The following is a 14,171-nucleotide window of genomic DNA, read 5'->3' on the forward strand; positions in this document are numbered from 1 at the left end:
AGGCGGCGTCACCTAAAATTTCAATTTAATTACTATATGTTTACAATGAAATTTTAGTCATCCCTCGCCCCGCCCCCGATGATCCGTTCCAGGAAACCGCCACGCGATCCGCATGCCACTGCGACCCGTCATCCGATGCTGACACCGCAGTTGCCCGCGTGGCGCTCGAAGCTTGTCGTGTTCATCACCTTCGCGGCGTTCGCCGCGCTCGCGGGCCGCGCGCTCTGGGTGCAGGTCGTCAATCACGGTTTCTACGTGAAACAGGGGCAGAAGCGCTATCAGCGCACGCTCGAACTCGACGCCATGCGCGGGCGCATCGTCGATCGTAACGGCGCCCTCCTCGCGGTCAGCCTGGAGACCTTCGAGATCTGGGCCAATCCGAAGCTGCTCGACGAAGCCGCGCACGGGCCGCTCGCCAAGCTGCTCAACATGCCGGTCGCCGAATTGCGCCGCCGTCTGCCGCCCGAGCGCTCGTTCGTGCTGCTCAAGCGCCAGGTGGACGCCGAAACCGCCGCCCATATCGACGAAATGGCCACGGGCGGCATCACGTTGATCGCCGATTCGAAGCGCTTTTATCCCGAGGGTGAATCCGCCGCGCACGTGGTGGGCTTTACCGACGTCGAGGACAAAGGCCAGGAAGGCGTCGAGCTTGCCGCCGACACCCGCCTGCACGGCACGCCCGGCCATCGTGAAGTGATCCGCGATCGGCTGGGCCGCGTGATTTCGGAGCCGAGCGAGCGCATTCAGCCCAGAAACGGCGACACGGTCCAGCTCACCATCGATCGCCGCATTCAGCAGCTCGCCTGGTCGCAGCTCAAGGCCGCCGTCGCGAAACACCATGCGGAAGCCGGCAGCGTCGTGGTGCTCGACGCGCAGAACGGCGAGATCCTCGCCCTCGCGAACTGGCCGTCGTTCGATCCGAACAACCGCTCGCGCCTCACGGGCCGCCAGTTGCGCAATCGCGCCGTGATCGACACGTTCGAGCCAGGCTCGACGATCAAGCCCGTGGTCGCCGCGCTGGCGATGGATCTGCACAAGGTCAACGCGAACACCATCATCGACACCACGCCCGGCACCTTGCGCATCGGCCCCGCCGTGATTCACGACACCTCGAATCATGGCCGCATGACGGTGGCCGAGGCGATCCAGAAGTCGAGCAATATCGCGCTCGCGAAGATGGCGCTCAACCTGCCCGCGCAGACCATCTGGAACAAGTATCAGGACTATGGCCTTGGCCTGCGGCCCGAGGTCACCTTCCCCGGCGCCGCCGCGGGCCGCGTGCGGCCATGGGCGCGCTGGCGTCCGATTGAGCAGGCGACCATGGCCTACGGCTACGGGCTGTCGGCTTCGCTGCTGCAGATCGCGCAGGTCTACACGGCCTATGCCGGCGACGGCACGATGTATCCGGCCAGGCTGCTGTTCGTGCCAGAGGCGGGGTCGTCGGCCACGCAGCCGCGCACGGTCACGACGCCCGCCTCGGCGGCGGCGCTGCGTGGCATGCTGGAATCGGCGACGCGCGAGGGCGGCACGGGCCGCGCGGCAAACGTCGAAGGCTATCGCGTGGGCGGCAAGACCGGCACCGCGCGCAAGCAGGTCGGCGCGGGCTATGCGAAGAACCGCTATCGCGCGCTGTTCGTCGGCATGGCGCCGATGAGCGCGCCGCGCGTGATCGTCGCGGTCATGATCGACGATCCGGCGGGTGGATCGTTCTATGGCGGCACCGTCGCCGGGCCGGTATTTTCAGGCGTCATGCAGGGCACGCTGCAAATGATGGGCGTGCCGCCAGACGCATAAAACGCTTGCGCCGCCCATGAACACACACAGCGGCGCAAGTTAGTCCTGCCGATCAACGATATCGCTCAATGATGCTCGTACGCAGCGGGTTCCGCGCTGCGTACGACGGTCGCCGGGCCGCCCGCTTCACTGGTCTGCGCCGGTTGCGCGCCATAACCCGAGTGCGCCACGTCCTGCTGCGGCTGTGCCTGCTGCTGCGCGAGGCGCGCTTCGCCGGCGCGCTTCGCTTCGAGACGGCGCATGGCGGCCTGCACGTCATCGGGATAATTGACATCGTTGCCCGACGCCGGGCTGTAGCCGACCGATTCGAGGTCGACCAGTTCCTGCACCACCTGCGCGCGCGTCACCGGGCCGTTCTGGATGGATTGTGCAAACGACATCGCCGGAATAACCGCGATCATCGAAACCAGCGCCGTGCGTAGCATTGCGTTCTTCACCGTACTCTCCTGTGGTCTGAACGGACTCGCTGCGCGGGCGATCTGCCGTGCGAGCGGCGAGTCGATGCGACAAGTCTACGCAGCGCCCGCGCGCCTAAAAACCGGGCCGCGAGGGGAGGACTGTTGCAGTCTGAGGAAGATTGGTGAGGACTTCTGCGCAGGGCGCGGCTTCACGCGCGCGATCAGATCTGATCGCGCCCGAATGCCCGCAGCGCGTCGAGATCCGCCACGTCCACGCGGTTATACGAAAGCGTGACGAGACCCTCGCGTTCGAGCATCTGCAAAGCCTGATTGACGCGTTGACGCGACGCGCCCGCCAACATGCCGATCTCCTCCTGCGAAATCTCCAGCGCGTGGCCGGTCTCGGGATAGAGGTCGGGATTGAACATCTGCGCGAGCGCCTGCGCCACGCGCGCATCGACGTCGAGCAGGCGGCTGTTCTGGATCAACCCGATGAACTCGCCCATGCGGTTGTTGAGCTGATGGATCACGAAGCGGTTGAACGGCAGGCTGCTGTCCATGAGCCGATGAAACGTATCGGCGGGCACCGCCATCACGAGCGACGGTTGCAGCGCGATCACGTCGTATTTGCGCGGCTCGCGCTTGATCACGCTGCCCTCGCCGAACCAGCCGCCGTGCGGCACGCCCGAGAACGTGCAGCCGCGCCCCGACGCATTGAAGATCGCAAGCTTGACGAGCCCGCTGCTCACGCCGAGCCAGTGCGCCGACGGCGCCTCGCGCGCAGCCACCGTCGCGCCCGCCGCGTAGGACTGCGCGTGCGAAGTGTCGAGCACCCATGCGCGATGCTCCGGCGCAAGCGCGCGAAACCACGCGCAGCGCTCGAAGAGCGCCGCGAGACGCGCGGCAGCGTCTTTTTCCGGGGGCATAATGGGCTGGTCCTTGGGCTGCATCGGGGCTCACCTCGAAGTGAAAAATCCGGCGCACCGGCTCTGTCGCGCCAGCGACAGACGCGCTCGCGCGGTCCTGCTACGGTAGCGCGAATCATACCGGTACAAGCACGGCACAAAGCCCGGCACATAGCAATAAAACCCGACAGGAGACAGCACCATGCCGCACCCGTTCGAACAGGGACTCGCGCAACGCGAAGCCAATTACGTGCCGCTCACGCCCATCGACTTCATCGCGCGCGCCGCCGAAGTCTATGGCGAGCGCCTCGCGATGGTTCACGGCGACGTGCGCCGCAACTGGCGCGAGACCTACGCGCGCACGCGGCGCCTCGCGAGCGCGCTCGAACGCGCGGGCATCCGGCGCGGCGACACCGTCGCGGTGCTGCTCCCCAACATCCCGGCGATGGTCGAAGCGCACTTCGGCGTGCCGATGCTCGGCGCGGTGCTCAACACGCTCAATACGCGGCTCGACGTGGCGACCATGCTGTTCATGCTGCGCCACGGCGAAGCGAAGGTGCTCATCGTCGATACGGAATACGCCGCGCTCGCGCAACGCGCGGCGCTGGCGTTTCCCGAACTGAAGATCATCACTGTCGCCGATGTCGCTCCCGCCGATGCCGAGCACTTCCCGCGCGCCACCGACTACGAAGCCTTTCTCGAACAAGGCGACCCCGAGTACGCCTGGCAAACGCCCGCGAACGAGTGGGACGCCATCGCGCTCAACTACACGTCGGGCACGACCGGCGATCCGAAAGGCGTGGTCTATCACCATCGCGGCGCGTATCTGAACGCGGTGAGCAATATCCTCGAATGGGATCTGCCCAAGCACGCGGTCTACCTTTGGACGCTGCCGCTCTTTCACTGCAACGGCTGGTGCTTCGCGTGGACCGTGGCGGCGCGCGCGGGCGTGAACGTCTGCCTGCGCAAGTTCGACGCGAAGCTCGTGTTCGAGCTGATTCGCAGCGTTGGGGTCACGCACTATTGCGGCGCACCGATCGTCCAGGGCGCGCTCGCCGATGCGCCCGCCGCGTATCGCGAAGGCATCGCGCATACGGTGCGCACCATGGTCGCGGGCGCGCCGCCCGCGCCGGCCGTAATCGCGAAAATGAAGGCCATCGGCATCGAACTCACGCACGTGTACGGGCTCACCGAAGTCTACGGCCCCGCGTCGGTGTGCGCCGTGCAGGAAAGCTGGAAGACGCTGCCTGACGACGAACAGGCGCGACTCGCCGCGCGTCAGGGCGTGCGCTACCACCTGCAAAGCGGCATCAGCGTGCGCAACCCGACGACCATGGCGCCCGTGCCCAACGACGGCGAAACGCTCGGCGAAATCATGTTTCGCGGCAACATCTGCATGAAGGGCTATTTGAAGAACGAGCGCGCCACCGAAGATGCGTTTCGCGGCGGCTGGTTCCATACCGGCGATCTCGGCGTGATGACGCCCGACGGTTACGTGCGCATCACCGACCGCAGCAAGGACATCATCATCTCGGGCGGCGAAAACATTTCGAGCATCGAGGTCGAGGACGCGCTGTACCGGCATCCCGCAGTGGCGCTCGCCGCCGTCGTGGCGATGCCCGATGCGAAATGGGGCGAAGTGCCTTGCGCGTTCGTCGAACTGCGGCCAGGCGAAAGCACGACGGCAGAGGAAATCATCGCGCACTGCCGGGGGCTGCTCGCGCATTACAAGGTGCCGCGCATCGTGAAGTTCGGCGAGTTGCCGCGCACTGCGACGGGCAAGATCCAGAAATACGAGCTGCGCACGCAGGTAGGATCGCAGAGCGCCATCGACGTCGGCAAGTCGCCCGAGGCCGACAAACCCGTAAAATGAAAGGTTTTTGTATTGCCATCGAAATTATTCTGCAATGTTGCGCGCACAACGATTGCGATGGATGGGGGTCGGACCAGATCGGAATGTAACGCATCTTGACAACCCGACCCTTTGAAACCGAAGGGCAAGGTTCAGAAACACGCTGTAATCCTTTTTGCATCAAGGCTCAAAGGTTAAATCGGATCTTTCGTGTGACCGTAGGCCCGAAATGAAAGCTTACAAGTGCTCACGTATTCGCGGACTTTCGCCCGATAAGCTTTGATCCATGGTCGAACGCAACGCAGCGCACTACGCGCCGCAACAAGCGAACGACGGACTTCGATGAGGAGGAAAGAACATGAATACGAAGAGCTGGAAGACCCCCGCACGCGCTCTCGCAGCCGCGCTGCTGGCAGGCGGCGCGCTGATGGGTGCCTCGAGCGCCTTCGCCCAGTCCGCGCCGTTCGCTATGCGCGCCGACTCGGTGCCGCAATACGGTGAAGCGCACATGATGCCGGTAGGCGTGCAATTGTCGATCGGCTGGCACGACAACCGTTACTGGGACGGCCACCGCTACTGGGAACACGACGAGTGGATGCACCATCATCCGCACGATCCGGGTCCCCCGCACTGGCACGGCGACGACCATCGCCCGCCCCCGCCGCGCTATTGATCGGCTGACCGATCAAGCGTGACACCGCCGAGGCCGGTCGCTCCCGCGAGGGAGTGACCGGCCTCGGCGCATTGCGAAGCCGCAAACACACGGCGTATGCAAACCTGTGATGGGTCTCTCATTTCAGTTACTTACGAGAGGCATCAAACGCTTTGATCGCAACCTCGCTTTATTACTTTGACATCCGAATCAATATCCACGCGCGCAGACTGGAAACAGCGGTGTTTCAGCGTGGCGTAGCGGCCTGGCCGGGCACATGCGCGAGCATCAGCCCGATGCCGAACGCACGCCAGTGGTAATGCCAGGTAATGCGCTCGCGTTGCTTCATTCGCGCGGCGACGGTAACGTTGTCGGGCGTTTCGTTCCCCGGAGCGCACGGTGTATTCTCATTGCCCCGACCAGCATTGGTTGGGGCTTTTTTTTGGTTCATCGAGAATGACCGGGAAACGCGGCCACAAACATCATGGACACAGCCTCTAGTCGATGAGCTTGTTCAGCGTGGCGAATTCGATGAGCGCCGCCAGCGACGACACGCCCAGCTTGTCGAGCACGCGTGTCTTGTAGGTGCTCACGGTCTTGTCCGACAGACCGAGGCGCGCCGCTACGCCCTTGTTGCTCATGCCGCGCGCGAGATATTGAAGCACTTCGACCTCGCGCGGCGACAAGCCGTTGAGCGCCACATCGCGGCCGCCGCCGCAACTGCCGGCCGGAAAACAGTCATAGCCGAGCAGCACCGCCTTCACCACCCCGCACAATTCCTCCACCCCGCGGCTCTTGCTCACATAGCCGTTCGCGCCCGCGATGCGCGTGTGGTTGGCCATGACCTGCTCGGGCTTCGCGGACAGCACCAGAACGCGCGTGCCGGCCTGCTTCGTGCGGATGCCGCGAATGACCGACAGACCGTCGAGCCTGGGCAATTCGAGATCGAGAATCACGAGATCCGGCTGCAAGGCGTGGACAAGACGCAGGCCCTCTTCACCGTCACCGCATTCGCCGACCAGCTCATACTCGGTATTCAGGACGTTGGCGAGCATCTTGAGGACGATCGGGTGATCGTCGATAACCACGATGCGCTTCATTTTTTGTTCCATTTTGTCGGAGGCGTGAATTCGGAGCGCCTTTCGGCGCGAAAACTACAGCCTGAACGACACACTCCTCTTTTTGCATAGGAAAAATCTGAAACGCTGCCAGCCGTTTTGCAGGGGTTAACCCGATTTTCATGCACCCCGCATATCGCGATTGCACCCCGAAGGCGGCAACCGTTGTTTCACGCGGCAACCAGCCGTTTCCTTTCGCTTGCGAGTTTGACGCGCGACAATGAGGCTCCCCCTGTTCCATCCGCAACCATCCGTTCACGAGAGTCACGCATGAATCAGGCATCGCCCGCTTCCGTCCTCACCCCGGCTTCGACTCAGTTCAACGACATCGTTGCAGCCGACGCCCTCGAACTGTCGCAATGGATTCGCCTGCGCAAGGTCTCTTGCCGCGAAGTCATGACCGCCTTCCTCGATCACATCGCGCGCGTGAACACGCCGGCCAACGCGATCGTGTCGCTGCGCGATCGCGCGGCGCTCCTGAACGAAGCCGATGAACGCGACGCGCAACTCGCGCGTGGCGAATATCTGGGCTGGCTGCACGGCATTCCGCAGGCGCCGAAGGACCTCACCGCTACGGCAGGCATCGCCTCCACACAAGGCTCGCCGATCTTTCGCGACGAAGTGCCGAAGGCCGACGCCCTGGTGGCCGCTCGTATGCGCGCGCAGGGCGCGATCTTCATCGGCAAGACCAATTCGCCGGAGTTCGGGCTTGGCTCGAACACCTACAACACGGTTTTCGGCACGACGCTCAACGCTTACGACGCCACGCGCAGCGCGGGCGGCAGCAGCGGCGGGACGGCCGTGGCGCTCGCGCTGCGCATGCTGCCCGTCGCCGACGGCAGCGACATGATGGGATCGCTGCGCAATCCGGCGGGCTGGAACAACGTGTTCGGCCTGCGTCCTTCGCAGGGACGCGTGCCGTCGGCGCCCGCCGTCGATCTGTACTATAGCCAGCTAGGCTGCGCGGGACCGATGGGTCGCAGCGTCACGGATCTCGCCATGCTGCTGGCGACCCAGGCAGGCTACGACGCGCGCGCGCCGCTCTCGATTGCGCAAGACGCAACGCAGTTCGCGCAGCCGCTCGCGCGCGATTTCAGCGGCGCGCGGATCGGCTGGCTGGGCGACTACGGCGGCTATCTGGCGATGGAAGACGGCGTGCTCGCGCTCTGCGAGACGGCGCTCGGGGATTTCGGCTCGATCGGTTGCAGCATCGAGGCCGCGCGCCCCGACTATCCGATGGAAAAACTCTGGGATTGCTGGTGCACGCTGCGCCACTTTTCGGTGGCGGGCTCGCTTGGCGCGCTCTATCGCGATCCGGCGAAGCGCGCGCTGCTCAAGCCCGAAGCGCAGTGGGAAGTGGAAGGCGGCTTCGCGCTGTCGGGCGAGGACGTGTGGAATGCATCGGTGGCGCGCAGCCAGTGGTACAACGCGCTGCTCGCCCTGTTCGAGCACCACGACTATCTGGTGCTGCCGAGCGCGCAACTGTTCCCGTTCGACATCAGCCAGCATTGGCCAAAGTCGATCGCGGGCCGCGAGATGGACACGTATCACCGCTGGATGGAGGTGGTGATCGGCGCGAGTCTCGCCGGTCTGCCCGTGATCAACGTGCCTGCGGGCTTCAGCGCGCAAGGGCTGCCGATGGGCTTGCAGGTAATCGGCAAGCCGCAGGCCGACCTGTCCGTGCTGCAGATCGCGCACGCCTACGATCAGGCGACGCAGTGGGTCAAGCGGCGCGTGCCGTCGCTGCTCGCGGCATAACCGGTATAACGTTGCATCGTCACCGAGGCGCGCAAGTCCGCGCGCCTCGCTCCAACGCGCTCACTTCAAGCCGAAATCCACCCGCGTAGTCGCCCCCTTGTCGTCGATACCCTTGGCGTCGAGCTTGGGCGCCACCACGAATACGCGGCTCGGATCCACCTTGCCCTCGAAGTACTGCTGCACCGCTTGCGCGCGCTGCTGCGCAAGACCGCGCAGCGCGGCGTCGTCCACGGGCGCATGTTCGGCGAGCGCCTGCTTCATGTCGTCCACGGGCAGCGACTTCGTGAAGCCGATCATATTGTGCGGCTTCTTGAAGTCCCCCGCCTTATAGGCCCTGGTCAGATATTTTTCGTATTCCTTCTGATCGACCTGCACCTCGGACGTATCCACGCTCTCGCCGTTGCCCACCGTATCCTTGACCTTCTGTTGACGCACCAGATGGTCCACGTACTGCTCGCGCAGCGCGGGCGTGTCCACCGCCGGATCGACGCGGCCGATCAGATCGATCTTGATCGAAGGCTTGTCGTCGAGCGCCTTGGCAATGGTGTCGAGCTTCTTGTCATCGGCGTCGGTGAGTTTCGCCGATCCCGCCTCGAACTCCACATAACCCAGTTCCTGCCCGCCGCCGCCGAACGCATTCGCCAGCAGCGAGAACGGCGCGGTCACGGCCTTGGCGATCAGGTTGAGCACCGCCTTCCAGATCAGGCCGCCCAGGCTGAACTCGGGATTCGAGAGCGAGCCCGAAACCGGAATATTCACGTCGATTTCGCCGCGCCGGTTCTTGAGCAGCGAAATCGCCAGGCGCACCGGCAGTTTGGTCGCCGTGTCGTTGTCGACGTGATCGCCGAAGGTGAGCTGGTCGATGAAGATATGGTTGTTCGCCGAAAGCTGATCGTTGGCGAGCTGATAGTGCAGATCGACGTTGAGCTTGCCCTTCGTGATCGGATAGCCCGCGTACTTGGTCGAGTACGGCGTGAGATTGGTGAGTTCGATATCGTGCGCGCTCGCCGTGATATCGAGCGAAGGCTTTTCGATCAGCGGATTCACCGAACCTTTAATCGAGATCGGCCCGTTCGCCGCGAGCTTCGCCGACACATCGACGGGCGCGGGCGTGGTCGATTCGGTGCCGAACGCGCCCACCGTGCCCTGGATCTGCACGAGGTCGGCGGTGTAGTTCGGCCTGATGAAGTTGTCGGTGTAGTTGACGCGCCCGCCCTGCAACACCAGTTGACCGAAGTGCAGACGCACCGGTTTCGAAGGCGGCTGCGCGGCGGTCACGGTCGCAGCCGTCGCCCCCGCGCCGGAAGCGGGCACCGGCGCCGAAGCCATCGCGGGCGCGCTTGCGGCCTGCGGCGTGAGCGGCACCGGCTCGCGCCCACGCTGTTGCGCGCTGGTGTCGCGCGTGAGCGATTGCGCTTCGCCGCTTTGATGCGCCACCACGTCCTTGAGGTTGAGCTTGCCTTGCGCGTCGAGCAGCACGCGGCCGTAGAAGCCCGCGAAGGTCACGCGGCTCGCGTCCACGTCGGTGCCGCGCGCGTCGTCGTAGCTGACCTTCATGTTCGACAGCGCGAGCGAGCGCCAGCCCGCGAACGGGTCCGAAGTCGCCTTGTCGAGCATCCGCACATCCACGAGCGCCGCGTCGCCGCGATAGTTCGCCTTGAGCGCCTTGCCCTGCTCCACCGCGAGTTGCCCCTTCATATTGAGCAGCGCGCTCGCGATCACGGCGTTGAGCTGATTGCCGAAGTACGGCTCGAAGGCGGCGGCGTCGAGCCGGTTCGCGTCGATCTTCAGTTGCGCCTTGAGCGGAGTCGGGTTCACGTCGCCATTGAGCGCCAAAGTGCCCTTGCGGTTGACGGTCGCCTTGAGGTCGATGGGCAGCGCGTGGCGCATGTCGTCGCTGATCTGCTGGACCTTGAGGTCGAGCGGCGCGATCGCCAGCTTGACGGGCCGCGGCGTCGTGCTGTCCGTGAAATTGACCGAGCCGCCGCTCACGCTCACGTTATCGATCTTGTAGTGCCACGCCGGGCCTTCCTTGACCGACTTTTGCGCGGCGTGGATCGCCGTGCGCTGCGGCGCGGCTTCGTGGCCGCCCGCCAGCTTCATCAGATCGATTTCGCCGTTCTTCAGGCGTTCGACGTTCACGGCAAGGCCGTTCGCTTCCACCGACGCAACCTGCGCCGTGCGCGCCGCGAGATCGACCTGGCTCACCTGCACCGTGCCCCTGGCGAGCGCCAGCGCGGGCGTCTTCGCGCCGCGCGCGGCAATCTTGAGCGAATCGAGGCCGAGCGTGCTCGCGCCCACCTGCACGGCGGCCGGCGATTTCGACCAGTCCGCCGTTACAGTCGAATCAAGCGTGAGCTTGCCGTCCAGGATCTGCGCGGCGGTTGCGTTGTCGATGTAGGGCTGCAAGCCCGGCAGCGACAGCGCATTCACGGCGATCTTCGCGTCGGCGCGCTTCGCCGCCATGCCGAAGTTGCCCGAGATCTGCGCGCTCGCGCCCTGGCCGTCGGCAAACGCGAACGTATAGGGCGCGAGCGCCTTGGCCGTGGTCGAAAAATTCGTGAGCGTCGCGGCGACGTTGCTCAGTTCGTGATCGACGGGCCGCGATGCGGCTTCGTCATGCACATGCACCACGCCGCCCGTGATCGCGAACTGATGGATCGACAGATCGAACGGCGGCGTTTTTTCGCTGGCTTGAGCGCTCGCGCCCGATGCCGGTGCCGGCGCGCTCGCGGCCTTCGCTTCGCCTGGGGTTGCGCCGCTCGCTTCGGCCTGCGCCGCCGGCGCGCCGACGAGCTTCTCAACGCTCAGCACGCCCGCCTTGTCGCGCGCAAGCCAGACCTGCGGCGCGTCGAGGCGGATCGTGTCGAAGCGATAGACATTGCCGAACGGTTCGAGCGACACCGCCGCCACATGCAGCCCGTGCGCGCCGAAAAGCGGCGCATTGGCGTTGTCGGTGGCATCGATATTATTCAGGTCCGCCGTGCCGGACACGCGCAGCGTGGGCTTCTCGCCCGAGATCACGAAATCGAGCTTGAGATTCGTCGAGAGCAAGCCGCTCTTCACCGTGACGGGCAGCTTCGTGGGCGAGTACGTGAGCAGCTTCGGCACGTCCAGATCGGCCAGACGCAGTTCGACTTCGGACTCGCGCGAGGCCGCGAACGGCTTGGTCTTGCCGTCGATGGCGAGCGTGCTCGCGCCATCGATGCGCGCGCGCAGCAGCGGCTCGACGAAGATATCGGTCTTAGACGCCAGCGTGGCGATAAACGGAATGCCGAGCGTCCAGCGATCGATCACATGCTTCTCGCCAAGCAGGCGATCGTCGAACGTGATCTGGCCGTTTTCGACCCGGATATTCGATACCGAAAACTGCGCCGGCTTGCTGCTGGGCTTTTCCGAAGGCTTCGAGAATTTGTCGATCAGATCCGAGAAGTTGAAGCGCTGCGCGTCGAGCCGCACGATCGTCACGCGCGGCGAGTCGAGCCGCACCTCGTCGACGATGGGCGCGGCACGAAAGATCGACGACCACGACGGCTTCACGACGAGCCGCTCGACATCGACGAAATCGCCCTGGCCGCCGCGCTCGCCGATATGCACGCGATCCGCTTCGAGCCGCAGCGTATAGGGATTGAGCGCAATGCGCGCGATCGTGACGGGGCGATCGAGTTGCTGGCTCAGTTGCTGCTCGGCGATGTGGCGGATGAGCGGCGGCGCGGCGAAGAAACCGAGCAGCCCGAACAGCACGAGGAAGATGACGATACCCGTGAAGACTCGGCGGGTACGCGGCGCGCGCGCGACGGCGCGCACCGATTGCAGGGAGGTAGTCAGCGATGCTTTGTTCAGACTTGCCATGCTTGCTGGCCAGTGACGCGGCTAGAGGCGCGCCGCGGGTGGTGGACGGGCTTGGGCCGTGCCCGGCCGAACAGGCGGCATTCGGCAGACGGATAGGCCCGACAGCCGGAAGTATAGGCCCGATGGCACCTCGCGCGGCTGTAAAACGCCCGGGGTGCGTGGCCGTGATGCAGGAGGCAAACGCACGCCGCAGAACGCGGCGCGCGGAAAAAGAGGCGGCTTGTGCACCGCTTCGTCGCGCTGTCGGAGCGGCGCGCAGACCGCTCCACCCAGGCGTTAACGAGACATCACTGACGCTCGACGGCAGGCGGCTGCCAGCTGCCGTCGGTCGCCTGCGGCTTCGGCGCATACATGCGCAGCACGAGGCGGAAATCGCCCTGCGGCACCGGCACCCAGTTGCCGCCGCCGCGCGGACGATCGGCGCTCACGTGCACGTCGATCGAACCGTCGCGGTTTCGATGCGCGCCGTTGCGGTCGCCGAACGCGATGCGCACAGGCGCGTCGCCATCGAGCGCGCCATTCGTCGTGTAGGCCGTGATCGACCAGAAGCCGCGCACCGGCGGCATCTGCTTCGCGGTGAAATGGATCACGTAGCGGTTCGCGCCATTGAGCGCGTGGCCGTCGGCGTCCTGCGTGACGCGTGCGCGCACTTCGTCGCGGCTCGTCGGCAGACCCGGCGACGTCCACGCCGCATACGCGCGCAGCGCGTAGTCCGGGCCGTAGTTGCCCGCGTCGTCGCCAATCCAGGTCCAGCCGTTGCCGGCCAGCAGATTCGACGGCGGCGTGGCGATGCGCGTGCGCCCATCGGCGAGACCCGCGCTCACCATCGCCGTGTCCTTGCTGCCCGACGGCAGTTGCGCAGCGTCACCGGCATGCACGCCGATGTCGCCGAGGATCTTGAGCGCGTGCTGATCGTCGGGCACCGGCGCGTTATCTTCCATCGCCAGCGCGAGACGGCTGAAGAAGCCATTGGCGTCGAGCGCCGCGACCTGCGAAGCCGGCGTGCCCGTCGCGACCGGATCTCCGCTCAGGCCCGCGCCCGCTGGTGCGTCCGCCTGCGCGGCGCGTTTGCCGTGGGCGTCCCACGCGGACAGGGGCGCCACGCGCAGACCGCGCTGCAGGCGACGCACCGCATTCAGGTCGGCGCCGCCGCGCGTCTGGATACGCGCGAGGAACCATGCATAGCGCGTGCTCACGTCGACGCGCTTCACGCGCGCGGGCAGCGTGCCCTTCCAGCCTGCCGGCACGAATGCAATCGTTTGCGCCTTCAGACCGTTCGCGCGCTCACTGGATTGCGACGCCGTCGACCACACCACGTTGGTCCACATGTCGAGCGCGCGCGCATCCATGTAACGGCCATGCGTGTCGGGCAGCGAAATCAGCACGGGTTCACTACCCAGATCGAGCCAGCCGGACGAGACCAGCGTGTCGAGATTGGGTTCGGGCGGATTCGAAGCGCCGACGGGCGGCAGCGACTGCGCATGACGCAGCGTATTCGGCGCGGCCTGGCCGGGCGCGCTGCCGGTGGCGGCTGCGCGCGATACATCCATCAGCACGAGCGGATAGCCGAACACATAGGAATCGGATACCTCGTCCTTGACCCAGCCGTTGCTTTTGGGCGCGACGCTTTCAGGCGTGGACGCGCATCCGGCGATGAGGGCTACGCCCGCCAAAGCGGAGCAGGCGCGAAAAAGGGCAATACTGCGGCGTTTTGTTGTCATTTGTTGGTTGTGTACGAAGCGGGCGTCCATGAAGTGACGTCGATCGGCCTCCAGCGCGGCGCGCCAGCCCCCCCAAGGGCCGTTGGTCCAGTGCGCGCAGCGGGGCCAACGCCGCCGGATG

At 65.3% G+C, this 14,171-nt stretch carries 9 protein-coding genes; 4 read left to right on the forward strand and 5 right to left on the reverse strand.

The window, feature by feature from the left end; all coding sequences use genetic code 11:
* Positions 1-78: 78 nt before the first annotated feature.
* Complete coding sequence (locus tag B0G62_RS14930; RefSeq protein WP_103704992.1) at positions 79-1,794, forward strand: peptidoglycan D,D-transpeptidase FtsI family protein; 1,716 nt, start codon at positions 79-81, stop codon at positions 1,792-1,794.
* 65 nt (positions 1,795-1,859) lie between these two features.
* Here B0G62_RS14930 and B0G62_RS14935 read toward each other — a convergent pair whose 3' ends face one another.
* A complete protein-coding gene (locus B0G62_RS14935; protein ID WP_103705188.1) occupies positions 1,860-2,219 on the reverse strand; it encodes a DUF4148 domain-containing protein in 360 nt (119 codons plus the stop codon).
* Positions 2,220-2,413: 194 nt separating this feature from the next.
* Positions 2,414-3,142: a Crp/Fnr family transcriptional regulator gene (locus tag B0G62_RS14940; protein ID WP_103704993.1), complete on the reverse strand. Its 729-nt coding sequence runs from the start codon at positions 3,140-3,142 to the stop codon at positions 2,414-2,416.
* Between the two features lie 157 nt (positions 3,143-3,299).
* Between B0G62_RS14940 and B0G62_RS14945 the strand changes: the two genes are divergently transcribed.
* Complete coding sequence (locus B0G62_RS14945) at positions 3,300-4,970, forward strand: acyl-CoA synthetase (RefSeq protein ID WP_103704994.1); 1,671 nt, start codon at positions 3,300-3,302, stop codon at positions 4,968-4,970.
* 337 nt (positions 4,971-5,307) lie between these two features.
* Positions 5,308-5,622, forward strand: a complete 315-nt coding sequence (locus tag B0G62_RS14950) for a hypothetical protein (protein WP_103704995.1) — start codon at positions 5,308-5,310, stop codon at positions 5,620-5,622.
* Positions 5,623-6,098: 476 nt separating this feature from the next.
* On the opposite strand, the gene B0G62_RS14955 is transcribed toward B0G62_RS14950, so the two are convergent.
* Positions 6,099-6,701, reverse strand: coding sequence for a response regulator transcription factor (locus B0G62_RS14955; RefSeq protein ID WP_103704996.1), 603 nt, complete (start codon positions 6,699-6,701; stop codon positions 6,099-6,101).
* 288 nt (positions 6,702-6,989) lie between these two features.
* On the opposite strand from B0G62_RS14955, the gene B0G62_RS14960 reads away from it, so the two are divergent.
* Positions 6,990-8,477, forward strand: a complete 1,488-nt coding sequence (locus B0G62_RS14960) for an amidase (RefSeq protein ID WP_103704997.1) — start codon at positions 6,990-6,992, stop codon at positions 8,475-8,477.
* Between the two features lie 60 nt (positions 8,478-8,537).
* Here B0G62_RS14960 and B0G62_RS14965 read toward each other — a convergent pair whose 3' ends face one another.
* Both B0G62_RS14965 and B0G62_RS14970 read right to left on the reverse strand, forming a co-directional pair.
* Complete coding sequence (locus B0G62_RS14965) at positions 8,538-12,329, reverse strand: DUF748 domain-containing protein (protein ID WP_103704998.1); 3,792 nt, start codon at positions 12,327-12,329, stop codon at positions 8,538-8,540.
* 287 nt (positions 12,330-12,616) lie between these two features.
* Positions 12,617-14,050 (reverse strand): DUF1254 domain-containing protein, encoded by a 1,434-nt coding sequence (locus B0G62_RS14970; RefSeq protein WP_103705189.1) that lies wholly within the window; start codon positions 14,048-14,050, stop codon positions 12,617-12,619.
* Between the last annotated feature and the right edge of the window lie 121 nt (positions 14,051-14,171).

The organism is Paraburkholderia eburnea, assembly GCF_002917095.1.
In the GTDB taxonomy this organism is placed as follows: domain Bacteria; phylum Pseudomonadota; class Gammaproteobacteria; order Burkholderiales; family Burkholderiaceae; genus Paraburkholderia; species Paraburkholderia eburnea.